Origin of the sequence: Vibrio tapetis subsp. quintayensis, from assembly GCF_030409945.1 — a bacterium.
Classification (GTDB): Bacteria; Pseudomonadota; Gammaproteobacteria; order Enterobacterales; family Vibrionaceae; genus Vibrio; species Vibrio quintayensis.
The window spans coordinates 132,077-155,816 of sequence record NZ_JAUFQV010000011.1; the positions used below are offsets into that span (position 1 = coordinate 132,077).

Here is a 23,740-nt window from a genome sequence, read left to right on the forward strand (position 1 = left end):
AGGAATGGGTTTCTTTTGCCCTTTATGTATTGTGAGAGGCGAGCTCGCTTCTTGGTTCTGTATGCTTTCTTGCTTGCGACATGTACAATACTTAATATTATTATCGTCATTTCATCTCTATTTAAAGGTATCTCGTGAAAATTCTCATTACTGGTGGTGCAGGTTTTATCGGCTCTGCTGTTGTTCGCCACATTATTGATAACACTCAAGATAGTGTCATTAATCTCGATAAGCTTACCTACGCAGGCAACTTAGAGTCCTTAGAGTCCGTGCAGGGCTCCGCTCGCTACCACTTTGAACAGGTGGATATTTGTAACCGAGCAGAATTAGACCGTGTATTTTCTGAATGTAAGCCTGATGCCGTCATGCACTTAGCGGCGGAATCTCATGTAGACCGTTCAATAGATGGCCCTGCCGATTTCATTGAAACCAACATCGTTGGCACTTATACCTTACTTGAAGCAACACGCAGTTACTGGAATACATTAACTGAATCAGCAAAATCTGATTTTCGTTTCCACCATATTTCTACCGATGAAGTGTATGGCGACTTAGAAGGCACCGATGACTTATTTACCGAAACCACTTCTTATGCGCCTAGCAGCCCTTATTCTGCCTCTAAAGCCTCTAGCGACCACTTAGTTCGCGCGTGGCAACGTACCTACGGGTTGCCAACATTGGTGACAAACTGCTCTAACAACTACGGCCCATTCCATTTCCCTGAAAAACTGATCCCTCTGATGATTCTGAATGCATTAGAAGGGAATCCACTACCGGTTTATGGTAATGGCATGCAAATTCGAGATTGGCTGTTTGTTGAAGATCATGCTCGTGCACTATACAAAGTGGTTACAGAGGGTCTAGTCGGTGAAACATACAACATCGGTGGCCATAACGAAAAAGCTAACATTGACGTAGTGAACACGATTTGTCGCTTGCTTGAAGAATTTGTTCCGAACAAACCAGCAGGCGTTGCAAACTATCAAGATTTGATTACCTATGTAACAGACCGCCCAGGTCACGATGTTCGGTATGCTATCGATGCAAGCAAGATTGCGGATGAGTTAAACTGGAAACCAACCGAAACGTTTGAATCGGGTATACGAAAAACCGTTCAATGGTATTTAGCCAATGAAAAATGGTGGAGCCGCGTGTTAGATGGCTCTTACTCTCGCGAACGCTTAGGTAATCAGGAGTAACTTATGAAAGGCATTGTTTTAGCTGGCGGTAGCGGCACACGCTTATATCCATTAACTCGTGGCGTATCTAAGCAACTGTTACCAATCTATGATAAACCTATGGTTTTCTACCCAATATCGACGCTGATGCTGGCAGGCATTAAAGATATTTTGATTATCACCACTCCTGAAGATAACGCCGGCTTTCAACGCCTGCTTGGGGATGGCAGCGACTTTGGTGTCAATATAGAATACGCCATTCAACCAAGCCCCGACGGTTTGGCCCAAGCATTTATCATCGGTGAAGAGTTCATTGGTGACGATTCTGTCTGCTTGGTGTTAGGCGACAATATCTTCTACGGTCAGTCTTTTAGTCAAACCCTTAAAAATGCAGCGAGTCGCGAAAATGGCGCCACGGTTTTTGGCTATCAAGTGAAAGACCCAGAGCGTTTTGGTGTGGTTGAATTTGATGAAAACATGAAAGCCATGTCCATCGAAGAGAAGCCTCTCGAGCCAAAATCAAATTATGCCGTTACTGGGCTCTACTTTTATGACAATCGAGTCATTGATTTTGCCAAAAACGTAGAACCTTCTGATCGCGGCGAATTGGAAATTACCTCCATTAACCAGATGTACCTTGAAGATGGTTCTCTTAGTGTCGAATTACTTGGGCGTGGTTTTGCATGGCTGGATACTGGTACCCATGAAAGCCTTCATGAAGCCTCTTCTTTTGTGCAAACCATTGAGAATGTGCAAGGCTTGAAAGTCGCTTGTCTTGAAGAAATTTCATGGCGTAATGGCTGGCTTAGTGACGAACAAGTACTTAACTTAGCTAAACCTATGATGAAAAACGATTATGGCCAATATTTGACTCGTTTGATCGCAGAAAAACAAAAAAAGGTGGGCTGTTAAATGTCTGAACCGCTTATGCGCATTTTGATCACAGGTTCACACGGTCAAGTCGGCCACTGTTTAACCCAACAGCTAACGAACAAAGCTGAAATTCTTGCCGTCGATAGGGCAGAATTAGATATCACCAACTCAACCGCGGTTAACCATACCGTGGAGGCGTTTCAGCCCCACATTATTATTAATGCTGCTGCGCACACCGCAGTGGATAAAGCCGAAACAGAAGTAGATTTGTCTTATGCGATAAACCGAGACGGCCCAATGTACTTGGCAAAGGCCGCTCAATCGGCTGGAGCTGCGTTATTACATATTTCCACCGATTACGTATTTGCGGGTGATAAGCAAGGCCTTTATCTTGAAACGGACGCCCCTGACCCACAAGGCATCTACGGTGACAGCAAACTTGCTGGTGAAATTGCGGTTGCCGACAATTGTTCCAAGCACATCATTTTACGTACCGCTTGGGTATTTGGCGAACAAGGGAATAACTTTGTAAAAACCATGCTTCGCTTAGGTAAAGACCGAGATTCACTTGGGGTTGTTAGCGACCAGTTTGGTGGCCCGACTTATGCGGGGGACATCGCTGCGGCACTTATCACCATTGCAGAAAAAATTCACAAAAACGAACAGGTCGATTTTGGTGTCTACCACTATTCTGGTTTCCCGCACGTTAGCTGGCATGAGTTTGCTCAAGAAATTTTCGAACAAGCTCATCAGCAAAGCGTGCTAGATCATAAACCAACGTTAAATGCGATTGGAACGGAAGATTACCCAACCCCCGCGAAGCGACCAGAAAACTCGAAACTTTGCACCGATAAAATAGAACAAAATTTTGCTATTGAAGCGAGTGATTGGCAAGCCGCACTCAAACAATTAAAAGACTACCAATAACGATAAGATATAAGCCAATGAATGTAATCCCAACTAATATTCCTGACGTTAAGATCATTGAACCTGCCGTTTTTGGCGACGACCGTGGTTTTTTTATGGAAACCTGGCAACAAAAGCAATTTGAAGAGCTGGTAACAGGCAAACCAACCCCTTTTGTGCAAGACAATCACTCCAAATCAAGCAAAGGGATCTTACGAGGGTTGCATTTTCAAACGGAAAACACCCAAGGTAAGCTAGTTCGTGTCATTTCAGGTGAAGTATTTGATGTTGCCGTCGACATACGTGAAAGTTCGCCAACATTTGGTCAATGGGTCGGTGTTTATTTATCTGCTGAAAACAAGCGTCAACTTTGGGTTCCTGAAGGTTTTGCCCATGGATTCTACGTGACCAGTGACGAAGCAGAGTTTGTCTACAAATGCACTGATTATTATAACCCCAGTGCTGAAGTGTCGATTGCTTGGAATGATCCCAAGTTAGCCGTTGATTGGCCGATTTCCACAGAACCAAACTTATCAAACAAAGACGAAAATGGTATTAGCTTCCTCGATATTACACCGTTCGAGTAGAGCTCACCAAATACGCTAAGTCTACGTGCAGCAAAGTCCATTCTGTATTCTACTTATGTTCTTTGCTAAACTCGCTACAATATTTTTTATAAGCTAGGTGAATAAAGATGATCATCGTTACTGGTGGTGCTGGCATGATTGGCAGCAATATTGTTAAGGCTCTAAACGAAAAAGGTTTTAACGACATTTTGGTGGTGGATAACCTAAAAAATGGTAAGAAATTTGCGAACCTAGTGGATCTAGACATCACAGATTACATGGATCGTGATGACTTTCTCACGCAAGTAATGGCCGGTGACGACTTCGGCCCTATTGAAGCTATTTTCCACCAAGGTGCTTGCTCTGCAACAACAGAGTGGGACGGCAAATACATGATGCTCAATAACTATGAGTATTCTAAAGAGTTGCTGCACTACTCCATTGAGCGCGAAATTCCATTCCTTTACGCATCTTCTGCTGCGACTTATGGCGGCCGCAATGAGAATTTCATTGAAGAGCAAGAATTTGAAGGCGCGTTAAATGTGTATGGCTATTCTAAACAGCAGTTCGATAACTACGTACGTCGCCTACAAGCAGACGCTGCTGCGCACGGTGAAACCCTGTCTCAAATTACCGGTTTCCGTTACTTCAACGTATACGGCCCTCGCGAGCAACACAAAGGCAGCATGGCTTCGGTAGCCTTCCACCTAAATAATCAAATTTTAGCGGGCGAAGATCCAAAACTATTCGAACGCAGCGATGAATTTAAACGCGACTTTGTTTACGTTGGCGACGTGTGCAAAGTGAATCTGTGGTTTATGGAAAATGGCGTATCTGGCATCTTTAACTGTGGCACTGGCCGAGCAGAACCATTTGCAGAGGTAGCAAAAGCAGTTGTTAAGCACCATGGCAAAGGCGAAGTTCAAACCATTCCTTTTCCAGAACATCTAAAAGGTGCTTACCAAGAATATACGCAAGCCGATTTAACCAAACTTCGCGCCGCGGGTTGCGATGTTGAATTTAAAACTGTTGCACAAGGTGTTGCAGAATACATGGCGATTATTAACTAGCCAAAGCGATAAGTTAGATAACCAAAAGTTATGCTGAGCCATCGGCATAACTTTTTAGTAATATGCTCTGTCTGTTATTTTTAGGTGAATAAGTGAAAATACTGGTAATCGGTCCATCTTGGGTTGGCGATATGGTGATGTCTCAAAGCCTGTATATGGCACTAAAGACGCAGCACCCACAGTGTGAAATCGACGTATTAGCACCAGCTTGGTGTAAGCCAATCTTAGAGCGAATGCCTGAAGTTAATCACTCTATTGAAATGCCAGTTGGCCATGGAGCGCTTGACCTAAAAAAGCGTTGGCAAATCGCACGCTCACTAAAGAAAAACCATTACACTCATGCCATTGTTCTGCCCAATTCAGCTAAATCTGCTCTGATTCCATTTTTTGCAGGGATCAAGCAAAGAACGGGTTGGAAAGGTGAGTTTCGTTATGGCCTGCTAACAGATTTAAGGCCCAACAAGCGTGTTTTCCAATACATGGTTGAACGTTATGTTGCTCTTTCTGCCCCTAAAGAGAAGATGTTAGATCAGGTATCTTTAAGTAACAGCCCTCACCCTAAGCTATCTATCAACAAAACTAGCCAAAATGCGGCAATGCAGCGCTTAAATTTAAATAACCAAAGAAAAGCATTTGGCCTTTGCCCAGGCGCTGAATATGGCCCGGCAAAACGCTGGCCTGATGAACATTATTCAAAAGTAGCACAACAAGTTATTAATGATGGTGGCCAAGTATGGCTTTTTGGCTCTGTAAAAGATAAAGAAGTGACTCAAAAAATAAAGCTGTCACTCCCACGACCATTACAACAACATTGCTTTGATCTTGCTGGTGACACGAGCTTAATTGAAGCCGTAGACTTACTGGCAGCGTGCCACACTGTTATATGTAATGACTCGGGCTTGATGCATGTTTCTGCGGCAGTGAATTGTAATATCGTCGCGATTTATGGCTCAAGTTCTCCCGAGTACACACCGCCACTAACTGCCAAGTTACATATGCTACATACCGATATAGTATGCCGCCCTTGTTTTAAAAAAGAATGCCCGCTAGGTCACCAAAAGTGCTTAACTGAACTAAGCCCTCAATTGATTATCGAGACTATAAAAAAATAATATGAATAAAATTAATCCTCAGTTTTTTAATATATTTCTTGTTGGCTTTTGCTTCTTGACCATCTACACATCAAAAGCGGGGATGAATATCGCGTTAGCTTTGCTGCTTATTGGTCACTTGATTGCTTTGAGAAACTTCAAAGCGTTTAAAGAACAGGTAAATCAACAACCTATTTTTATCATGATGTATGCGGCTTTTACTTTGGCTCTGATAGCAAAATCTATTAGTTTTAGTGATATAAATGAACTGGCCACTACATTTCGAAAAGGCGCATTTCTGCTATTAACACCGTTCATTTCTTTATTATTGCTTAAAAAAAACCACCTCGACTTAGCAAAAAAGGCCCTTATATTGGGGGCTTGCATAGCAATAATAAACAGTTACTATCAATTATATTTAATGGATGACTGGTCTCATTTCAGAGTGCAGAGCTTTTGGGATGTTGGTCGTTGGTCAGAATTACTTGGGTACTTATTTGTAGGTATAATCCCTTTCATTCTGGTAAAGAAAAATCGACCACATTTGTTTATCAGCGTTTTTTTTCTAATCGCCACCCTAGGTAGCTTATTAATTGCCAATAGTAGAGGTGCTATTTTAGTCACCGCCATTGTAACGTTTTTTTATCTACTTTTTCATCATCGAAAACTACTGCTATTCTGCACCACCGCATTGGTTGTTTTGATTGTCGCCTTTAGTCAAACGAAGCCCGTAAGTGAGTTTGTTGATCGTATAGCAAGTGTTGCATCAAGTAGTAATGCATCGAACAATGCTAGAAAGCTAATGTGGGGAAATGGCATATTACTTGCTCAACATCATATTGAAACAGATCCTGTGACTTTTTTGTTTGGTACCAGCACAAAAGAGCTGCCGATTAAAGTTGTAGCAATTATTAACACTATTAGCTCAGTTGAAGAAATGCAAGACAGTATTGGCACCAACATTTCAATACACGATTTTCATAATGCATACATTAACAATATCAATAAAAATGGTTTAGTCTATTTTCTCGCGTATATCACTTTACTGACCATGCTCGCTAAATTTTTCTGGTCATATAGATATATCTCCCCAAGTTACGCTTGGGCAGGCATTAACCTTCTATCTGCATATTTGATGCTTGGTGTTGTATATAGTAATGAAATGGAATTTCAAACAGCTTGCTTATTCTTTATTCTGTCGATCATGATTGCTGGTTGCCTAAAAACAAATAATGAGATAAAGCACAATGCTAGTTAGAGCTATTTATTCATTGTTCTTGTACTTACTTGCTCCTTTCTTTTTGTACGGCTTATACAAAAAAAAAAATGGGAAACCGCACATTGGCATGCGCTGGCTTGAGCACTTTGGAGTAACACCAAAGACATCAACTACCGAGCGGCCACTCTGGATTCATGCTGTCTCTGTTGGTGAAGCCATTGCTTCTATACCAATCATCAAAATGATAAAGGCGCGTCACCCACACGTACCCATTGTAGTAACTACAACAACCACTACTGGTGCGGAGCAAATTGAAAAGCTGGGAAGCATTGTTGAACATCGCTACATGCCACTGGATTTTGGTTTTGCTATTAAAGGATTCCTACAACAGATTAACCCAAAACAGTTACTCATTATTGAAACCGAATTATGGCCCAACACCCTTCATTATGTAAAAAAATCCAACGTTCCGGTAAGTATTGTTAACGCTCGATTATCTGAGCGATCTATGAACCGCTATAAAAAGGTATCCGCCCTATTTTCTATCATTGCTAGCAATGTTGACCAGTTCCTTTGCCAACATGAGGAGGATGCAGAGCGCTTTATTCAACTCGGAGTCCCGACTGCTAAAATATCAGTAACTGGGTCATTGAAATTTGATATTCAAATCTCGGCGACCACCTTAGATGCTGGGGATATATTAAGAAACCGCATTCGAAAATCTCGACCAGTTTGGATAGCCGCAAGCACTCACAAAGGTGAGGATGAGATCGTCATTTCAGCGCACAAACAAATTCTACTGTCACAGCCGAATGCCCTACTAATCTTAGTACCAAGACACCCCGAACGTTTTGATGACGTGTACTCTTACGCAGCTTCAAAAATGACGACAGCCCGACGCACGCACTCTGAAGCCATCAGCTCAGATACTCGAATCTACCTTGGTGATACGATGGGAGAAATGCTCACGCTGATCGCTGCTAGTGATGTGTGTTTTATGGGTGGAAGCTTACTTGGTGACAAAGTGGGGGGGCATAATATCCTAGAACCCGCAGCTCTTGGCGTCCCGACGATTATAGGCCCTAGCTACTTTAACTTTCTAGACATTACCAATACGTTAGTTAAGCAGCAAGGCGCTATCATTTGTGATCAATCTGATTTGGCGAGTGAGCTAACCTCACTATTAACTCAAGAATCAATACGTATCGAAATGGGAGTAAAGGCAAAGCAGTTTGTTTACAGTCAGCAAGGTAGCATTGAACGTACTTTGCATTTGTTAGATATGTAACCTGTTAATTATACGTAACGACCGTTAATATATGTGCTTGACCGACTCTTCGTATAATACTTTACATTAAATCATTTTTATCACTATGGTTCACTATGAAAATTTTATTTATCTGTCCTGACTGGGCAAATCTTGCATCACCTATTGTGCATGAAATGCGCAATCAAGGTCATAATGTCATCCACTTAGATCATAGTGATTTTACTGAGTTCCGTTACTACAACAAGACTCATCGACTTCTTTCAAAAGCTTTTGACCTCATCTCTGGTTCAAAATATAAGCATTTGCGTACCAAAGAACAGATATCTTTCTCATTGAAAGGTTTTTTCAATCACCGTCAGCGCTTTGATATGGTTTTAATGACCGAACCCAATTTTTTCGATGATGAACATTTTGATTTATTTGAAAAAAACACCGACAAACTGGTGCTTTCATTGTGGGATAGCCTAGAGCGTATGCCGAGAAACGGGACTCATTTAGAGCGATTCTCACCCATTTTCAGCTTTGAGCCGACAGACTGTGAAAAGCATGGCTTCATACGCTCTTACAACTACATTAATAAGTTTGATAATCAGCATAACAATCTGAAATATGACTTATTTTCTGTTATGAGTTTCACTAAGCAGCGCTATCAAGACGTTGTCTCTTTCTTAGATGCTAATCCACATATTAATGCTAATGTGAATTTTTACATTGATCACCCAAGAAAACGTAAATATATAACGCACCCTCGAGTCAATATTATTGATAAACTGATGCTGACAGATGAGCTGGAACAAAATATTCGCGAAGCTAAAGCCGTACTAGACATAGGGCAAGGACAACAGCTTCAAGCCGGCCTCTCCTTTAGAGTCTACGAAGCGCTCGGTTTCGAAAAAAAACTGATTACGACTAACTCATCAATTAGTAAATATGACTTCTTTAATAAAAAGAACATTCAAATTTTGGATGCTTCATTAAAAATTGAGGGTTCATTTTTCGCGGCACCTTATGAGAAGCCCGATAACAAAGTTTTGCAAAAATATACCCTCTCATCTTGGGTGAAGAATGTTATTGATTGCGTCAGTAAAGAACCAGAAACCAAGCATTAAACCGAGCATTAAAGAGTTAACTTACCGTCACGTAGTCAGGAGACAGATTTACATTCTGCCTTCTCAATTGCATAATCTTGCCCAGTAACGAACATATACAAGGTCAAAAATGAACTCTCCAACATTCTTCGAAAAACACTTTGGGCTGCTATTTTTTGCAGGGCTGTGTATCGGAACCATTTTTGCCTTCGTATACGGAGAGCATCAAATACTTCGAGGCGACCAAACACAAATGATAGCTAAAGGCTATTTGGGGGCGTATGACAATAACTGGCTAGCCTATGGAAGCTTTGCCAGCACTGTTGGAAACCTACCGGGTTACCTTTCAGCTTTAGTGGTTGGCTTACCTATCATGGTCTGGGATTCACCTTGGGCTCCGATGGCTTTTTTAATTGCCTTGCGCTTATGTGCATTTTTAATGATAGACGCCGTTATTAAACAAGCCTTTGATAAGCCGATCCGCTTAGTCTTTCTTGGGTTATTTTGGCTAAGCCCTTGGGTTCAATATGATAACTTGATGTATAACCCAGCTTATCTATGCTTTTTCGCAGCTCTGCACCTATGGACAGCGTCCAAGATGCGCGAGAAATCGTCGTTTCTATATTCGTTTTTGCACATTTTAGCTATTGGGATGGCTCTGCAGCTGCATTTTTCTTGGCCTATTTTAGCCGTCGTGAGCGTGTTCTTATTCTACAGAACCATGATAAAGGTATCCTGGCTTGGCGTTGCTGCAGGCCTCATCGTCACCACATTATCTCTCATTCCTTATTTTCATGAGCTAATGGTTAACGAAACCATTGTTGAAGAAAGTGATCGCTACATCGGTTACGGCTTAGTCCATGTTTATCCAGTTATTAAATCTGTTGTTTACTGGCTTCGATATGGCTCTTTCTTATTCTCTAACCGTGTCATTGCTAATAGTTCGTTTGATTGGGTCACTAGCATTGAATGGATGCAAATGGTTATCCAGTATTTATGGAAGGCTGTTACATTTGGTTTTGGTATCGCGTCTGTTCTTATTTCAGCTAAGTTTAACTGGCGTACCTGGAAATTTGTGATGCCAATTATTAAGCGAGATAACCCAATCGAGAATACTGAGTCTTGGCTGATTTTGTACTCGTTTGCAACCTTAACGGGCATTGTTATATGTGCTTGCTTGTCTCCGATTACGTTTAGTTACTGGCACCTCATTATCGCCTTTCCGTTTGCCTTGTTCCCTATCCTGCGTGAAATCAGAATTTGGAAAGAAAGTAATAACGCACGCTTTACAAAGATATTTCTTATTTCTCTTGCGTACCTTTTAACACTTAATTTGCTCGCTTCAAATGATAGCCAGAAGTTTTCCTATAAGGTTTCATACCAAGAGCAAGTCGAAAGCTATTTAGTTACTGAAGGGCTGTCTAAGTAATGACGCCTTTATTCAATGAGTCGCCATCAGCACTCTGTATTTTGCGATTATCAGCCATTGGCGATGTCTGCAATACTGTTGCCGCAGTACAAGCAATACAAAGACAGTGGCCAGAAACTAAAATAACGTGGATAACGGGCAAGCTAGAAGCCAAACTTATTGGGTCTCTACCAAACATTGAAGTCATTGTGTTTGATAAGAAGCAGGGACTAAAAGGCTATCAGGTTCTTTGGAAAACGCTAAAGAACCACCGTTTTGATGCCTTACTGCACATGCAATATGCATTTCGCGCTAGCATCGCAACCTTGGGCATTAACGCAAGATATAAGCTTGGATTTGACGCACAGCGCAGCCAAGATTTTCAGCATCTTTTCACTAATGTAAAGGTGCCCTCGCCCAAAGCTCCACATGTATTAGACGGCTTACTGGCTTTTGCAAAAACACTGGGGGTTCGAGACATTACGCTTAAGTGGGCAATTCCTTACTCTGACCAAGAGTCTCATTGGGCATTAGAGAATCTGCAGGCGCAATCAGCTAATTTGGTGATTGTTCCTGCGGCCAGTAAGGGTTATAAGAATTGGACTTGTGAAGGCTATGTTGCTCTGATTGAGCATGCTCAAGATGCTGGCTGGAACGTAATTTTGGCTGGCAGCCCAGCTAAGATTGAACTCGAATTGGCCGAAGCCATTCAATGCAAACTCGCAAAGCCTGTGAACAATTTGGTTGGTAAAAGTAGCTTACTTGAAATGCTCGCGTTACTAGATAAAGCCCATTTGGTTGTCGCTCCAGATACTGGCCCAGCTCACATGGCAAATGCTATGAATACTCCAGTAATCGGCCTTTACGCACACCATAATCCGGAACGAACTGGTCCTTATCAATATCAAAACTACGTGGTTTCTGCTTATGAAGAAGCAATCCAGGCTGCGACTGGCAAACCGTCTAACAAGCTAGCCTGGCGAACAAGAGTGAAAGATAAGTCAGCCATGCACCGTATCAGTGCCGACCGGGTTATTCGTATGTTTGATAAAGCGGTAGCTGATTTTTCTCTATAACCCCGTTACACTAGCTTACCCAACATGAGAGGCATTCCAGTGAGCAAACCAACTTTAGCGGTCGCATTAATTGTAAAAAACGAAGCCGCACACCTTAAAGCATGTTTAGAAACCGTACATGATTGGGTGGATGAAATTGTCGTTCTCGATTCTGGTAGCTCTGACGAAACGGAACAAGTTGCTCGAGAGTACACAAACAACTTCTTCGTGAATGCAGATTGGCCAGGCTTTGGGCCGCAGCGCAGAATCGCTCAAACTCATGTAACATCAGACTATGTTCTTTGGCTTGATGCCGATGAACGTATTACACCTGAATTAAAGACCAGCATACAACAAGCCGTTGCTAGCAATTCCCCTGATACCGTTTATCAATTTGCTCGACTAAGCTGGGTGTTTGGTCGCTATATCAAGCATTGCGGTTGGTACCCAGACCGTGTCTTAAGGCTTTACCCAACAAAACTAACCCAATATACCGATGCTTTAGTCCACGAACGTGTGGAAGTAACCAAAGAGATGAAAGTGGCAAACCTTAAGGGTGATGCCATTCACTATACTTACAACGATGTGCATCACTATTTGGTGAAGTCTGCTGGCTACGCTAAGGCTTGGGCTGACCAGCGTCAAAAGCGAGGAAAAAAAAGCAGCATCAGCCAAGGCATTGTGCATGCTTTAGCCTGCTTTATTAAGATGTATATCTTAAAGGTGGGCTTTCTCGACGGGAAGCAAGGGTTCTTACTTTCCCTGTTGTCTGCGCATTCTACTTTTGTGAAATACGCAGATTTATGGGTTAGAGGGGAAGAGTCAAGTGCTAAAAGCTAAGTACTAAAAGCTAAGTACTAAAAGCTAAGTGGTAAAAACTAGGTGCTAAAAGCTAAGGGCTAAGGGCTAAAAGCTAGGGGCTGCAAGTGAAGTGCTACCGCTGGGTAGAAGCAAGAGCGAATCAGTCATTACTTCGAACTTAGTATTTCGCTTTTAGCATTTCGTTTTTAGTACTTCGAACACCGTCCAGCTTTGTAGATCTTCAACTACTTTCTTCAGATCAATTCTCGCCATATCTTCTTGGCTTTGTTTATCACCCGCTTTCGGTGGGCAAAAGGCAATGTGATTACCCTCAGAGTTGATCGGCCGCCAGCGAAGTGGCGTCGCACTTCGCTTGCTTGGGAAAAAACCAACTGTTGGCACATCTAAGGTTGCAGCTATGTGTAGAGGCCCTGTAGAACCTGCTATAAACAGATCTGCACAGGCAATTGAGCGAGTGAAGTCTACTAAACCGTCGTTTTCATCATACACAACTGCGTTAATGCCTTTTTGCTTTAACAAAACCTGAAGCTCTCTCGCTTTCTCTTTTTCCCCAGGCCCTGCGGTTAGTATACACTCACTCTCAAGGTTTAGTTCTGAATAAAACTGTGTGTACTGTTCTAGAGAAAGGTTATTCGCAGAGCCACCACTACCTGCATGCAAGTAGATCCAAGGCCTGCTTACATCAATCTCTAACGACTCCGACAGCTTTTGCTTTTGCATAGAAAGCTCTGATGAAGAGAAGCTCAAGTATGGAGAGATAGGTTCCACAACACAGACACTCTGGTCGGTTAAGAAAGCTCGAATGAGATCAAGATTGTATTCATATTCAGGCTTGGCAGACTGAGAACGCTTTTGTTTAATTCGTTTGTTATAAAAAATTTGGGCGAATTTAGTCGCTGGAGCTAAGCGGTATTTAATACTCGCTTGCCACACTAACAGCGCATTATACGTTGTAGAAAACAGATTAATAGATGCATCAAATTGCTCTGACTTTATCTGCGCTATCAGTTGTTTTTGTTCTGTTTTACTGCCTTTTTTTGTTGGGTCAACCAGCACTTCGTCTATCCAAGGGCAAAGCTCTGCTAGCGCCTTAGTATAGTTAGGGACTAGAGCGGTAATATGACATTCTGGCATGGATTGTTTAAGCATCGCGAAGCTGGGCCACGCCAGCATGAAATCGCCAATTTTATCGTTTCGGATCACCAAAATCTTTTTCATATCACACTCTCTATTCAGTCTGCCTCCATCATACCGACATAGATAACGAATTTTGAGTTTTATTTGCTATGATGAGTTCAGATTAACAAATTAAAAGAGTAGCTTACCGTGACACAAAAACGCATCTCTCGGGTGATTTATCCTGGCACATTTGATCCCATGACTAATGGGCATCTAGATTTAATCGAACGTACTGCTAGCATGTTTGACGAGGTCATTATCGCGGTAGCAGCAAGCCCAAGTAAAAAAACCATGTTTACGTTAGACGAACGCGTAAACTTTGCCGAGCAAGTGACCGCTCACTTAGGCAATGTGAGTTCAAAAGGTTTTTCGGGTTTAATGGTCGACTTTGCCAAACAAGAACAAGCGAATGTGTTGATTCGAGGCTTACGCACCACGGTCGATTTTGAATATGAATTTGGTTTGACCAATATGTACCGACGTTTAATGCCAGGGCTTGAAAGTGTGTTTTTAACCCCTGCAGAAGAGCACGCTTTTATCTCGTCGACTATCGTACGTGAAGTGGCGATACATGGCGGTAACGTGGATCAGTTCGTACCTGAAGTGGTCGCAAAGGCGTTAGCGACTAAGGCTCATATTTAAGGCTCGAACCTAAAGATCACAGTGAAGAAGCTACCCTATAATTCTTCATCAAATGGCTGACATTTCGAACAATAAAACGTATTTCGTTGGCCAATTTTAAGTGCTTCAATCAAGGTTCCACAAATGGGGCATGGCTTGCCTACTCTGCCATACACTTGTAACTCTTGAGCAAAATAGCCTGGTTTTCCATCAACTTGGTTAAAATCTTTTAGGGTAGTTCCACCTTGCTTAATAGCCGTAGCAAGTACTGACTTAATGTCATTAACCAATTGTGAAAATTGATTTTTAGTTAATTTTCCAGCCGGTGTTTTAGGGTGAATATTTGAGTTGAATAACGCTTCGTTAGCGTAAATATTCCCCACCCCGACGACTACTTTGTTATCCATAACAAACTGCTTAATGACGACTTTCTTGCTGCTAGCTTTTGCACACAAGTATTCTGCATCGAATTCATCGGTCAGTGGTTCTGGGCCCATATTGTCTAACAGTTTATGCGATTCACCTTCCTCGATGAATAACCAAGAACCGAACCGACGTGGGTCGTTATAGCGAAGTACTTTGCCGTTTTTAAGGATCAAATCAACATGGTCATGTTTTCCAGCATCAATGAATGCATCTAATACTCGCAAGCTACCAGACATGCCTAAGTGGATCATCGCACTGCCTTTTTGAGTTTCAACCAGCAGATATTTAGCACGGCGAGAGATGTTAGTTATCTTTTCACCGACGAGGTCTTGCAACTCTTGCGGCACAGCCCAACGTAATTTTGGCTGCCGCACCACGATAGATTCAATAGTTTGCCCAACTAAATGAGGACTAATGCCCATTCGGCTCACTTCTACTTCAGGTAATTCTGGCATAAACAATCCTTTTAAAAACCAATTCCTATCCTATCCACTCTCTAACTCTTGATCTTCCATACTTCGCTTTTAGTACTTCGCTTTTAGCACTTTAAACTTATTCAAACGAAAACAAATACCCCTCATCCACCGAAACCGCCAACCATTGCTTGTCCCAATTCTGAAATAGCCAAAACTGTGGGGTTTTGTAGTAGGTTACGCGCTGGGGTTCTTCTTGCTCTTGATACCAGACTTCTATTGTGTGAGCAGCCGATAGGTTAGGTTTTAGTTGTTCGAAAGTTTTGTTATCAACAGGCGTCCCTTGCAAAGACTGCCAGCGATTAATGGCTTGCTCAGGAGAAAGAGTGAGTAAACGAGTGGACTGCCAATCACTGCCATCAAACTCTAGTGACCACTTAGGGAAGTGGAGCGCGGTAGGTTGCCATTTTGAATTGAGTATAAAAGGTAAGGTCACTTCAGACTCAGACCCCAAATTAAAGTGCTCTCGTAGGACGCTCGGTGCATTGATCAAAGCAATAAACACTAAGATCGAGATGATCATGACGTTGTTCCATCCGCGGCGACTTAATTTCATACCCTTCCTTTTTTTTGTCCCTAGCCTTTAGCCTATTATTTATCCGAACGGCTCATTTTTCAATAATCTTCAGACATAAAAAAACCCAGCTAAAAGCTGGGTTTTTAACACTTTACAAAGGTAGTTAGAATCAATTACTTGATTTTAGCTTCTTTGTACATAACGTGCTGGCGTACTACTGGATCAAATTTCTTGATCTCAAATTTGCCTGGCATGTTACGTTTGTTTTTGTCAGTTGTGTAGAAGTGACCTGTTCCAGCAGAAGATACTAGACGGATTTTCTCACGAATGCCTTTAGCCATTGTTCAATTCCTCTTATACGTTCTCGCCACGAGCACGGATATCAACAAGAACAGCTTCGATGCCTTTCTTATCAATAATACGCATGCCTTTAGCAGTTAGACGTAGTTTAACAAAGCGCTTTTCGCCTTCTACCCAGAAACGGTGAGTTTGTAGGTTCGGCAGAAAACGACGCTTAGTAGCATTTCGTGCGTGTGAACGGTTGTTACCCGTTACAGGACGCTTACCAGTTACTTGGCATACTCGGGACATGAATGTCTCTCCAAATCGTTTCAGCTCGATATCAACCTTGGTTGCCGAACCTCTCTATCTATCATAAATAAAAGACGTGAGGTCAAAAACCGTTATGGAATATCCATACAAGGCTATCAAAGGTCGCGCATTATACTAACTTGATACGCATTGCTCAAGACCCGAACAGATCCTTTTTAAGGATTTTCGTGATCTTTTTTGAACAGAGCTGATTTAGGTTCATAAATTAGTGCGGGGGATGATAGCAGATTTTGAAAAAAAGCTAAGCTTTTTTTCAAAATAAGTGCTAAATGCGAAACACTAAAAGCGAAGTAAAGAAATTTCACAGCAAAAAGGAATGTCAAACACTCCAACCTGACTCTTTTCGATACTTAATAAAACCACCTAACATTCTGCTCACTTCTTGCGCTTTGTTTTTTAGCCGAGTTGCGCTATCTCTATCGATATACTGCAGCTGCTGCGCAATCGCCAGTTGAGTATACAACTCTCCCGCGGAACCTTTAGCATAATAAAGAAACCGAATTACTTCTTTGTTTGTCTCTCGTTCAAGACCTTCAGAAATATTCGAAGGCACAGAAACCGCAGACCTCCTTACTTGATCACAAAAACCATAATCTCGAACCGAAGAAAAAGCCCTATACACTTCAACAGCCAAATCAAACGAATCTTGCCACACCTTCAATTGCTCAAACTTCAGTTCCCCCCCTCCCATAATAAATACCAATCCCTTCCCCCACACTGTTCTGTTCTATTCTTTTCTCTCCTCGCCTTCCGCTCTACCACTCCGCTTTATCTTTCATCTTTTAGAACTTCGCCTTTAGTACTTAGCTTTTAGCACTTCAGATCCACCCCCTCTCAGCAAACGACACTACTTCCCCGTCGCCGATGACAAAGTGGTCAAGAATTCGAACATCGATTAGCGCAGTTGCATCAGAAAGGCGCCGTGTAATGCGTCTGTCTGCTTGGCTGGGTTCTGCGACGCCTGATGGATGGTTGTGGGCAAGGATCAACGCGGCAGCATTATGGTGCAACGCACGTTTGACGACTTCTCGAGGGTAAACGCTGGCAGCATCGATTGTGCCTTCAAATAAAATCTCATCACTGACAACTCGATGTTGGTTATCAAGAAACAAAACGAAAAAGGCTTCTCGGTGACGATCTCGGAGTATAGAAGAGAGGTAAAGCTTGGTTTGTTCCGGGCTTGTCAGGGCATCTCCCCGTTTTAGCGTTTCAGCAAGGTAGCGCTGGGTCATTTCTAGTACGGCTTGCAATTGTACGTATGTGGCCTCCCCTAGACCTTTATGCCTGCAAAACTGATCTTGGGTAGCTGAAAACAAGGCTCTTAGTGAACCGCAATCTTTTAATAAAAAGTCGGCAAGCTCTAAGACGTTCATGCCTTTTGTGCCCGTTCTTAGAAAAATAGCCAGCAACTCTGCATCGGTCAGAGACTTAGGGCCACGGTTTAGTAGCTTTTCTCTTGGCATGGATTCGGTGGGAATGGATTTCACGCTCATCAGTTGGCTCCTCATTTTTCTTTTAAACAGCACGCTTAAAATTTGAGAGCAAATTTGATTTTACTTGTTAGGAGCAGGCTCATGCCTAGGTGTAATTGATAAGTTTAGGAAGTATGAGCATTGAGGGCTTATGTTTACTCCTCAAATTTCTCGGTTTTAAAGCCCTCGCCCTCTAGGAATAAATAGCGAATTCCAAAAAAAATCACGCTTATGCTAAAGTAGCGGCAGAAAATTTGGAGAGTTAAACATGCAAACACTTGCTGGAAAGAAAATTCTTGTTGGTATCAGTGGTGGTATCGCGGCTTATAAATGTGCCGAGTTAACACGCAGGTTAATCGAGCGAGGCGCAGAAGTCCGTATCGTAATGACCAAGGCGGCAAAAGAATTCATTACGCCACTCACGCTACAAGCGGTTTCGGGTCACCCGGTCTCTGATAGCTTATTTGATCCTGCTGCAGAGGCTTCTATGGGTCATATTGAGCTAGCAAAGTGGGCTGACTTAGTGCTTTTAACACCAGCAACGGCTGATCTTATTGCTCGTGTTGCGGCCGGTATGGGTAATGACTTATTGTCGACGTTAGTACTTGCAACTGACTCTCCGGTTGCTGTTTCACCTGCAATGAATCAGCAAATGTATGCCAATGTGGCCACTCAAGAAAACATAGCCACCTTAACTCGCCGTGGATTTTATATATGGGGCCCCGCTTCTGGCGAGCAAGCCTGTGGTGATGTTGGACAAGGTAGAATGTTGGAGCCAATGCAGTTAGTTCATCACTGTGAAGCGTTCTTTCAACCTAAAGTGCTGTTAGGGAAATCTGTCCTGATTACCGCAGGCCCTACACGCGAAGCGATTGACCCTGTGCGCTACATCAGCAACCACAGTTCAGGAAAAATGGGCTTTGCCATCGCTAAAGCCGCTGCCGAGCAAGGTGCGCACGTTACATTGATCAGTGGCCCGGTATCATTGCCAACACCTGAAAATGTTACCCGTATTAATGTCGATAGCGCCGAACAAATGCATACCGCTGCAATGGAGCACGCGCCAAAGCACGATATTTTTGTGGGCTGCGCTGCCGTTGCTGATTACCGACCAGCAAATATCGCCGAGCAAAAAATTAAGAAAACTGACGACAGCGATGAAATGACCATCACCATGGTTAAGAACCCAGACATTATCGCCTCTGTTGCCGCACTCACCGAAAACCGCCCTTTTACCATCGGTTTTGCCGCTGAAACTCAAGATGTAGAAAGCTACGCTCGCGGTAAGCTCGCACGAAAAAACCTCGATCTTATCTGTGCCAACGATGTCTCTGTGGCTGGCCTAGGTTTTAACTCAGAAGACAACGCACTGCATCTTTATTGGCAAGGAGGGGATAAAGCACTTCCTCTAGCAAGTAAGGCGTTGTTGGGGCAGGTGCTTATGAGTGAGATTGGGGAGAGGCTGAAGAGCTAGAGGCTAGAGGTCAAGGGCTAAGGGCAACTAATGCCTTTTGCCTTCCGCCTTCTGCCTTCTGCCTTCTGCCTGCCCACAAGCGAAGCGAACCCTCATTTCACTCTTTTACAAATAAAATCAGGCACTCATCACTGGCTACTATGTCAGGCTAAGGTTAAAATGCCGTTTGGTTATTAGCGCCGTAGATAAGGAACAAATTACATGGCCGGTACAAAACGCTCTAATCGTCGTGAAGAGATTCTGCAAGCTCTTGCTCAAATGCTGGAATCCACAGACGGCGCTTCCCGTATCACGACGGCAAAACTGGCTAAACATGTAGGTGTTTCTGAAGCGGCTTTATACCGTCATTTCCCTAGCAAAGCTCGTATGTTTGAAGGGCTGATTGAATTTATCGAAGAAGCGTTGATGTCTCGGATCAATCGCATTTTAGATGAAGAAAAGGACACGCTAGAGCGTATTCGTTTGGTTCTCCAACTGATATTGGTCTTTTCTGAGCGTAACCCTGGGCTTACACGCATTCTTTCTGGTCATGCATTGATGTTTGAAAATGAACGCCTGCGCGAACGCATCAACCAATTATTTGAACGTATTGAAACGCAACTGCGCCAGATCTTGCGTGAGAGAAAAATACGTGAAGGTAAATCTTTCCCTGTTGATGAAAAAATCTTAGCGACACAACTACTAGGCCAGGTAGAAGGCAGCCTCAATCGCTTTGTACGCTCAGACTTTAAATACCAACCTACCGCCAATTTTGAGGAATACTGGGCGCTATTAAGCGCGCAGATTCAATAGAGCTTATGAAGAATAATAAACCACAAGTAACGCTGATAATCGCGTTTTATAACAATATCACTGCACTAGAGCTGATCTTTCAGTCACTCTCGGCTCAATCTATACAGTGCTTTGAGGTGATTATTGCTGATGATGGTTCTAAGCCCGACGCTGTAGATTTTATTCGTGCCGCTATGGAAAGCCAGCCATTTACCATCAAACATGTTTGGCATGAAGACAGCGGCTTTCGTAAGAATCGAATTCTAAACCATGCCGTCTTGGCGTCAGAAAGTGATTATTTGATCTTTATCGATGGTGATTGCATTCCTCAACAGCACTTCATTGAAGATCATTTTTTATCCAGAAAACCAAACTCTGTCATGTGCGGACGAAGAGTGGATTTATCCGAAATTGCAACTCAAAAATTTATGCAGTCGTCATCCCCGGAGAACTTTTTCCATGACAACCGGTGGGCATTAATGCGGAACTATATTTTTGGGAGAGGCTCTCAGAAAGAAAAAGGAAAGAACCTTGAAAAAGGGTTTCGCGTAACTTCCAAGTTGATGAGAAAATTGTTGGTGACATCTAAGCCTAAAGGCATTGTTGGCTGTAATTTTTCTTTATATAAGTCTGACCTTGTTAAAGTTAACGGCTTCGACATGCGATATGAGGCAGCTGCGGTAGGTGAGGATACCGACGTAGACTACCGCTTATCTCTTATTGGGCTTAAAAACGTGCCACTTTTTTATAAAGCAGTCCAACTCCACCTTTATCACCGGATCCTTGAGAGAGAGACTATCAACGACGAGATTTTTGCAGACACAATCAAGGCCAAAAGAGTGCAAGCCCAACTTGGGCTTAAAGAAATAGAACGAGAAATCTATGACAAAAAATAAAACCTCTCATATTAGCCACCCTAAATACTGGGGCGTTTGGATTGGGTTTGGCTTGTTAGCCCTGACTGTTACTATTTTCCCGTACTCAATTCTCAAAGTCATTGGACGAGGGCTTGGTAAGGCTGTCACTCCGTTAATAAAAAAACGATCGCATATTATCCAACGCAACCTTGAGTTGGCATTCCCAGAGATGCCAGATATAGAAAAACAGCGGATATCCGATGAAGTACACAAGAATACTGGATTAGCCTTAATAGAAACTGGCATCGCTTGGTTTTGGCCAACCTGGCGCTTTAAGCGACTAATTACCTTTAAAAATGCACACCATCTAGCGGACCTTGAACAACAAAAAAAAGGTGTTCTTGTTGTTTGTACTCATATGCTTAACCTTGAAATAACCAGCCGTGCATTCACACTTGTCGGTGCATCTGGTTTTGGTGTTTACCGCCCCCATGAAAACCCGGCCATTGAATTCATTCAATGCTGGAGAAGAACCGCTTTTGGTAATGGTTTGATTGATCGAGAAGACATTCGTGGCATGGTTCGCTTGCTAAGAAAAGGCGGACGATTGTGGTATCTACCCGATCAAGACTACGGCAGCAACAATTCTGTTTATGTTCCATTTTTTGCGTTTGAGAAAGCTTGCTCTCCTGCTGGAACAGGGTTTCTAGTCGACAAAGGTAAGTGTGCCGTGATTACTGGATCAAGCGTAAGAACAGGAAACAAATACTGTTTGGAGATAGATAACGACCTAAGCAGTGAGTTCCCAACAAAAGACCCAGAAGGTGCCGCTATCGTTATGAACCGTGCGATAGAAAAAGTGATTCTTCGCGGTATTGACCAATATATGTGGATGCACCGTCGTTTCAAAACCATGCACGATGGCAGTGATCGCGGCAGGCTTTATGATAGCGAAGTACTAAAAGCGAAGTGCTAAAAGCGAAGTGCTAAAAGCGAAGTGCTAAAAGCGAAGTGCTAAAAGCGAAGTGCTAAAAGCGAAGTGCTAAAAGCGAAGTGCTAAAAGCGAAGTGCTAAAAGCGAAATATACCGAGACTAAAAAAGACAGCAAATGCTGTCTTTTTATTTGATACTTAGAGTTTAGTACTTAGCACTTCTAAGCGAAGCGGCCTCAACTAAATCCCATATTCTGCACGGTATGCTTTCACGGCTTCTAAATGTTCAGTGCTGTCGCCTTTCTCTTCAAGGTAAGAGATAAGGTCTGTTAGGCTTACGATTGAAATAACGGCACAGCCAAAGTCGCGCTCGACTTCTTGAATCGCAGACAATTCACCTTTGCCTTTTTCTTGGCGGTCGATAGCGACTAATACACCCGCTAAGTCAGCGCCATTTGCTTTAATGATTTCCATAGACTCACGAATAGCAGTACCCGCCGTGATCACGTCATCAACAAGCATGATGCGACCTTCAAGTTCGCTGCCGACCAAACTGCCACCTTCACCGTGCGTTTTCGCTTCTTTACGATTAAAGCAGTAAGGCGTATCGATATCATAGTGGTCAGCCAAGGCTACCGCTGTTGTCGTTGCAATTGGAATGCCTTTGTATGCCGGGCCAAACAAAACATCAAACTGGATAGCAGAGTCTGATAATGCTGCTGCGTAAAAACGGCCAAGCTTCGCAAGGTCAGAACCGGTATTAAACAATCCAGCGTTAAAAAAGTAAGGGCTAGTACGGCCTGATTTCAAAGTAAATGAACCAAACTTCAGTACTTCTTTTTCTAATGCAAATTCAATAAACTCACGCTGGTATGTTTTCATTTCGTTCCTCAATGGATAAGTTCTAAGCACTAAGTCCTAAAAGCTAAGTTCAGATCTTAAGAGCTTGGGTTACAAATATATCTTAATACGGGGAAGAGCGAAGTACTAAAAGCTAAGTGCTTAGTGCTTAGTACCTCGCTTTTAGTACCTCGCCTTTAGCACTTCACTCTTCACATCTAAAAAAATAGCCCCTTCAAAAGGAGCTATTTATCAAATCAATTTTCTAACGCTTTCTTCTGCGTTGTTACGATAGAGTCGATCCCCGATTTCGCCAGGGCCAACAATTCAAGTAACTCATCGTGGGTAAACGGTTCGCCTTCTGCTGTGCCTTGCACTTCAATCATGCGACCATCTTCTGTCATTACCACGTTCATGTCTGTGCCTGCCGCTGAGTCTTCAACGTATTCAAGGTCACATAATGCTTCACCGTCAACAATACCAACAGAAACAGCAGCAACGTGCCCTTTCATTGGGTTCTTTTTCATTTTACCTTGATCAATCAGGTGTTGGAATGCGTCTGCCATTGCAACGCTTGCACCAGAGATCGAAGCAGTACGAGTACCGCCGTCTGCTTGGATTACATCACAGTCTACCGTTACCATGAATTCACCCATGGCTTCCAAATCCACCACTGCACGTAAGCTACGAGCAATAAGACGTTGGATTTCCATAGTACGACCGCCTTGCTTGCCACTCGCCGCTTCACGACGGTTACGAGTGTGCGTTGCACGTGGCAGCATGCCGTATTCAGCAGTGACCCAGCCTTGGCCTTTACCTTTCAACCAACGCGGTACGTTCTCTTCTACCGTTGCGTTACAAAGTACTTTGGTGTTACCAAATTCAACCAATACTGAACCTTCAGCATACGCAGTGTAATTGCGGGTCATTTTAATCGGACGAACTTGTTCGGCACTTCTTTCGCTTGGGCGCATTGGCTTTACCTATGGTAGCTGGATTGGGTGTTTCAGATTGGAGCAA

Annotated in this window: 26 protein-coding genes; 17 read left to right on the forward strand and 9 right to left on the reverse strand. The window is 42.9% G+C overall.

All coding sequences use genetic code 11. The annotated features are described in order from the left end of the window. Nucleotides 1-134 precede the first annotated feature (134 nt). The 12 genes from rfbB to QWZ04_RS04105 all read left to right on the forward strand — a co-directional run bounded on the left by rfbB (nucleotide 135) and on the right by QWZ04_RS04105 (nucleotide 12,564). Nucleotides 135-1,199 carry a dTDP-glucose 4,6-dehydratase gene (gene rfbB, locus QWZ04_RS04050; RefSeq protein ID WP_290325204.1) on the forward strand — a complete coding sequence of 355 codons (1,065 nt, stop codon included), beginning with the start codon at nucleotides 135-137 and terminating at the stop codon, nucleotides 1,197-1,199. A gap of 3 nt (nucleotides 1,200-1,202) precedes the next feature. Further along, a complete protein-coding gene (gene rfbA, locus QWZ04_RS04055; protein WP_290325207.1) occupies nucleotides 1,203-2,090 on the forward strand; it encodes a glucose-1-phosphate thymidylyltransferase RfbA in 888 nt (295 codons plus the stop codon). A gap of 15 nt (nucleotides 2,091-2,105) precedes the next feature. Further along, complete coding sequence (gene rfbD / locus QWZ04_RS04060; protein WP_290325523.1) at nucleotides 2,106-2,978, forward strand: dTDP-4-dehydrorhamnose reductase; 873 nt, start codon at nucleotides 2,106-2,108, stop codon at nucleotides 2,976-2,978. 17 nt (nucleotides 2,979-2,995) lie between these two features. Then, entirely contained in the window at nucleotides 2,996-3,544 is a 549-nt protein-coding gene (rfbC, locus tag QWZ04_RS04065; RefSeq protein WP_290325209.1) for a dTDP-4-dehydrorhamnose 3,5-epimerase, read from the forward strand. A 107-nt stretch (nucleotides 3,545-3,651) separates the two neighbouring features. Next, a complete protein-coding gene (gene rfaD / locus QWZ04_RS04070; protein ID WP_290325211.1) occupies nucleotides 3,652-4,593 on the forward strand; it encodes an ADP-glyceromanno-heptose 6-epimerase in 942 nt (313 codons plus the stop codon). 92 nt (nucleotides 4,594-4,685) lie between these two features. Then, nucleotides 4,686-5,705 carry a lipopolysaccharide heptosyltransferase II gene (waaF, locus tag QWZ04_RS04075; RefSeq protein ID WP_290325214.1) on the forward strand — a complete coding sequence of 340 codons (1,020 nt, stop codon included), beginning with the start codon at nucleotides 4,686-4,688 and terminating at the stop codon, nucleotides 5,703-5,705. A gap of 1 nt (nucleotide 5,706) precedes the next feature. Continuing rightward, nucleotides 5,707-6,942: an O-antigen ligase family protein gene (locus tag QWZ04_RS04080; RefSeq protein WP_290325216.1), complete on the forward strand. Its 1,236-nt coding sequence runs from the start codon at nucleotides 5,707-5,709 to the stop codon at nucleotides 6,940-6,942. Continuing rightward, nucleotides 6,932-8,191 (forward strand): lipid IV(A) 3-deoxy-D-manno-octulosonic acid transferase, encoded by a 1,260-nt coding sequence (waaA, locus tag QWZ04_RS04085; protein WP_290325218.1) that lies wholly within the window; start codon nucleotides 6,932-6,934, stop codon nucleotides 8,189-8,191. Before QWZ04_RS04080 ends, waaA begins: the two co-directional genes overlap by 11 nt. 95 nt (nucleotides 8,192-8,286) lie before the next feature. Next, a complete protein-coding gene (locus QWZ04_RS04090; protein ID WP_290325220.1) occupies nucleotides 8,287-9,282 on the forward strand; it encodes a WaaS/CpsH family glycosyltransferase in 996 nt (331 codons plus the stop codon). A 109-nt stretch (nucleotides 9,283-9,391) separates the two neighbouring features. After that, on the forward strand, nucleotides 9,392-10,690 hold the full coding sequence (locus QWZ04_RS04095) for a 3-deoxy-D-manno-octulosonic acid transferase (RefSeq protein ID WP_290325222.1): 1,299 nt from the start codon (nucleotides 9,392-9,394) through the stop codon (nucleotides 10,688-10,690). After that, the gene (locus QWZ04_RS04100) at nucleotides 10,690-11,745 is read left to right on the forward strand and encodes a glycosyltransferase family 9 protein (protein WP_290325225.1); all 1,056 of its coding nucleotides are present in this window, start codon (nucleotides 10,690-10,692) and stop codon (nucleotides 11,743-11,745) included. Before QWZ04_RS04095 ends, QWZ04_RS04100 begins: the two co-directional genes overlap by 1 nt. A 39-nt stretch (nucleotides 11,746-11,784) precedes the next feature. Then, nucleotides 11,785-12,564 (forward strand): glycosyltransferase family 2 protein, encoded by a 780-nt coding sequence (locus QWZ04_RS04105; RefSeq protein WP_290325228.1) that lies wholly within the window; start codon nucleotides 11,785-11,787, stop codon nucleotides 12,562-12,564. Nucleotides 12,565-12,717: 153 nt separating this feature from the next. Here the strand turns inward: QWZ04_RS04105 and QWZ04_RS04110 are convergent, their stop codons facing one another. Continuing rightward, a complete protein-coding gene (locus tag QWZ04_RS04110; RefSeq protein WP_290325230.1) occupies nucleotides 12,718-13,764 on the reverse strand; it encodes a glycosyltransferase family 9 protein in 1,047 nt (348 codons plus the stop codon). A gap of 108 nt (nucleotides 13,765-13,872) precedes the next feature. Between QWZ04_RS04110 and coaD the strand changes: the two genes are divergently transcribed. Continuing rightward, nucleotides 13,873-14,367: a pantetheine-phosphate adenylyltransferase gene (gene coaD, locus QWZ04_RS04115; protein WP_290325232.1), complete on the forward strand. Its 495-nt coding sequence runs from the start codon at nucleotides 13,873-13,875 to the stop codon at nucleotides 14,365-14,367. 35 nt (nucleotides 14,368-14,402) lie between these two features. Here coaD and mutM read toward each other — a convergent pair whose 3' ends face one another. The 6 genes from mutM to radC all read right to left on the reverse strand — a co-directional run bounded on the left by mutM (nucleotide 14,403) and on the right by radC (nucleotide 17,867). Continuing rightward, nucleotides 14,403-15,227, reverse strand: a complete 825-nt coding sequence (mutM, locus tag QWZ04_RS04120; RefSeq protein ID WP_290325233.1) for a bifunctional DNA-formamidopyrimidine glycosylase/DNA-(apurinic or apyrimidinic site) lyase — start codon at nucleotides 15,225-15,227, stop codon at nucleotides 14,403-14,405. Between the two features lie 97 nt (nucleotides 15,228-15,324). Next, entirely contained in the window at nucleotides 15,325-15,801 is a 477-nt protein-coding gene (locus tag QWZ04_RS04125; RefSeq protein WP_290325236.1) for a hypothetical protein, read from the reverse strand. A gap of 134 nt (nucleotides 15,802-15,935) precedes the next feature. Then, nucleotides 15,936-16,103, reverse strand: coding sequence for a 50S ribosomal protein L33 (rpmG, locus tag QWZ04_RS04130; protein ID WP_002535344.1), 168 nt, complete (start codon nucleotides 16,101-16,103; stop codon nucleotides 15,936-15,938). Between the two features lie 13 nt (nucleotides 16,104-16,116). Further along, a complete protein-coding gene (gene rpmB, locus QWZ04_RS04135; RefSeq protein ID WP_102523431.1) occupies nucleotides 16,117-16,353 on the reverse strand; it encodes a 50S ribosomal protein L28 in 237 nt (78 codons plus the stop codon). 340 nt (nucleotides 16,354-16,693) lie between these two features. Next, entirely contained in the window at nucleotides 16,694-17,077 is a 384-nt protein-coding gene (locus QWZ04_RS04140) for a four helix bundle protein (RefSeq protein ID WP_290325238.1), read from the reverse strand. A gap of 115 nt (nucleotides 17,078-17,192) precedes the next feature. After that, nucleotides 17,193-17,867, reverse strand: coding sequence for a RadC family protein (gene radC / locus QWZ04_RS04145; protein ID WP_290325240.1), 675 nt, complete (start codon nucleotides 17,865-17,867; stop codon nucleotides 17,193-17,195). A 247-nt stretch (nucleotides 17,868-18,114) separates the two neighbouring features. Between radC and coaBC the strand changes: the two genes are divergently transcribed. The 4 genes from coaBC (at nucleotide 18,115) to lpxL (ending at nucleotide 21,924) form a co-directional block, all read left to right on the forward strand. After that, nucleotides 18,115-19,320: a bifunctional phosphopantothenoylcysteine decarboxylase/phosphopantothenate--cysteine ligase CoaBC gene (gene coaBC, locus QWZ04_RS04150; RefSeq protein WP_290325243.1), complete on the forward strand. Its 1,206-nt coding sequence runs from the start codon at nucleotides 18,115-18,117 to the stop codon at nucleotides 19,318-19,320. Nucleotides 19,321-19,521: 201 nt separating this feature from the next. After that, nucleotides 19,522-20,112 carry a nucleoid occlusion factor SlmA gene (gene slmA / locus QWZ04_RS04155; protein ID WP_102523434.1) on the forward strand — a complete coding sequence of 197 codons (591 nt, stop codon included), beginning with the start codon at nucleotides 19,522-19,524 and terminating at the stop codon, nucleotides 20,110-20,112. A 5-nt stretch (nucleotides 20,113-20,117) separates the two neighbouring features. After that, a complete protein-coding gene (locus QWZ04_RS04160) occupies nucleotides 20,118-20,987 on the forward strand; it encodes a glycosyltransferase (RefSeq protein WP_290325251.1) in 870 nt (289 codons plus the stop codon). After that, nucleotides 20,974-21,924: an LpxL/LpxP family Kdo(2)-lipid IV(A) lauroyl/palmitoleoyl acyltransferase gene (lpxL, locus tag QWZ04_RS04165; RefSeq protein ID WP_290325253.1), complete on the forward strand. Its 951-nt coding sequence runs from the start codon at nucleotides 20,974-20,976 to the stop codon at nucleotides 21,922-21,924. The genes QWZ04_RS04160 and lpxL overlap by 14 nt, the downstream gene beginning before the upstream one ends. Nucleotides 21,925-22,120: 196 nt before the next feature. Here the strand turns inward: lpxL and pyrE are convergent, their stop codons facing one another. Next, nucleotides 22,121-22,762 carry an orotate phosphoribosyltransferase gene (gene pyrE / locus QWZ04_RS04170; RefSeq protein ID WP_290325255.1) on the reverse strand — a complete coding sequence of 214 codons (642 nt, stop codon included), beginning with the start codon at nucleotides 22,760-22,762 and terminating at the stop codon, nucleotides 22,121-22,123. A gap of 215 nt (nucleotides 22,763-22,977) precedes the next feature. Then, nucleotides 22,978-23,694: a ribonuclease PH gene (rph, locus tag QWZ04_RS04175; protein ID WP_290325257.1), complete on the reverse strand. Its 717-nt coding sequence runs from the start codon at nucleotides 23,692-23,694 to the stop codon at nucleotides 22,978-22,980. Nucleotides 23,695-23,740: the final 46 nt, after the last annotated feature.

Excerpts from the sequence above, each read along its gene's own strand:
- rfbA (WP_290325207.1), top strand. The coding sequence starts at position 1,203 with ATGAAAGGCATTGTTTTAGCTGGCGGTAGCGGCACACGCTTATATCCA.
- rfbD (WP_290325523.1), top strand. The coding sequence starts at position 2,106 with ATGCGCATTTTGATCACAGGTTCACACGGTCAAGTCGGCCACTGTTTA.
- rfbC (WP_290325209.1), top strand. The coding sequence starts at position 2,996 with ATGAATGTAATCCCAACTAATATTCCTGACGTTAAGATCATTGAACCT.
- rfaD (WP_290325211.1), top strand. The coding sequence starts at position 3,652 with ATGATCATCGTTACTGGTGGTGCTGGCATGATTGGCAGCAATATTGTT.
- QWZ04_RS04080 (WP_290325216.1), top strand. The coding sequence starts at position 5,707 with ATGAATAAAATTAATCCTCAGTTTTTTAATATATTTCTTGTTGGCTTT.
- waaA (WP_290325218.1), top strand. The coding sequence starts at position 6,932 with ATGCTAGTTAGAGCTATTTATTCATTGTTCTTGTACTTACTTGCTCCT.
- QWZ04_RS04090 (WP_290325220.1), top strand. The coding sequence starts at position 8,287 with ATGAAAATTTTATTTATCTGTCCTGACTGGGCAAATCTTGCATCACCT.
- QWZ04_RS04095 (WP_290325222.1), top strand. The coding sequence starts at position 9,392 with ATGAACTCTCCAACATTCTTCGAAAAACACTTTGGGCTGCTATTTTTT.
- QWZ04_RS04100 (WP_290325225.1), top strand. The coding sequence starts at position 10,690 with ATGACGCCTTTATTCAATGAGTCGCCATCAGCACTCTGTATTTTGCGA.
- QWZ04_RS04110 (WP_290325230.1), bottom strand. The coding sequence starts at position 13,764 with ATGAAAAAGATTTTGGTGATCCGAAACGATAAAATTGGCGATTTCATG.
- mutM (WP_290325233.1), bottom strand. The coding sequence starts at position 15,227 with ATGCCAGAATTACCTGAAGTAGAAGTGAGCCGAATGGGCATTAGTCCT.
- QWZ04_RS04125 (WP_290325236.1), bottom strand. The coding sequence starts at position 15,801 with ATGAAATTAAGTCGCCGCGGATGGAACAACGTCATGATCATCTCGATC.
- rpmG (WP_002535344.1), bottom strand. The coding sequence starts at position 16,103 with ATGGCTAAAGGCATTCGTGAGAAAATCCGTCTAGTATCTTCTGCTGGA.
- rpmB (WP_102523431.1), bottom strand. The coding sequence starts at position 16,353 with ATGTCCCGAGTATGCCAAGTAACTGGTAAGCGTCCTGTAACGGGTAAC.
- radC (WP_290325240.1), bottom strand. The coding sequence starts at position 17,867 with ATGAGCGTGAAATCCATTCCCACCGAATCCATGCCAAGAGAAAAGCTA.
- coaBC (WP_290325243.1), top strand. The coding sequence starts at position 18,115 with ATGCAAACACTTGCTGGAAAGAAAATTCTTGTTGGTATCAGTGGTGGT.
- slmA (WP_102523434.1), top strand. The coding sequence starts at position 19,522 with ATGGCCGGTACAAAACGCTCTAATCGTCGTGAAGAGATTCTGCAAGCT.
- QWZ04_RS04160 (WP_290325251.1), top strand. The coding sequence starts at position 20,118 with ATGAAGAATAATAAACCACAAGTAACGCTGATAATCGCGTTTTATAAC.
- lpxL (WP_290325253.1), top strand. The coding sequence starts at position 20,974 with ATGACAAAAAATAAAACCTCTCATATTAGCCACCCTAAATACTGGGGC.
- pyrE (WP_290325255.1), bottom strand. The coding sequence starts at position 22,762 with ATGAAAACATACCAGCGTGAGTTTATTGAATTTGCATTAGAAAAAGAA.
- rph (WP_290325257.1), bottom strand. The coding sequence starts at position 23,694 with ATGCGCCCAAGCGAAAGAAGTGCCGAACAAGTTCGTCCGATTAAAATG.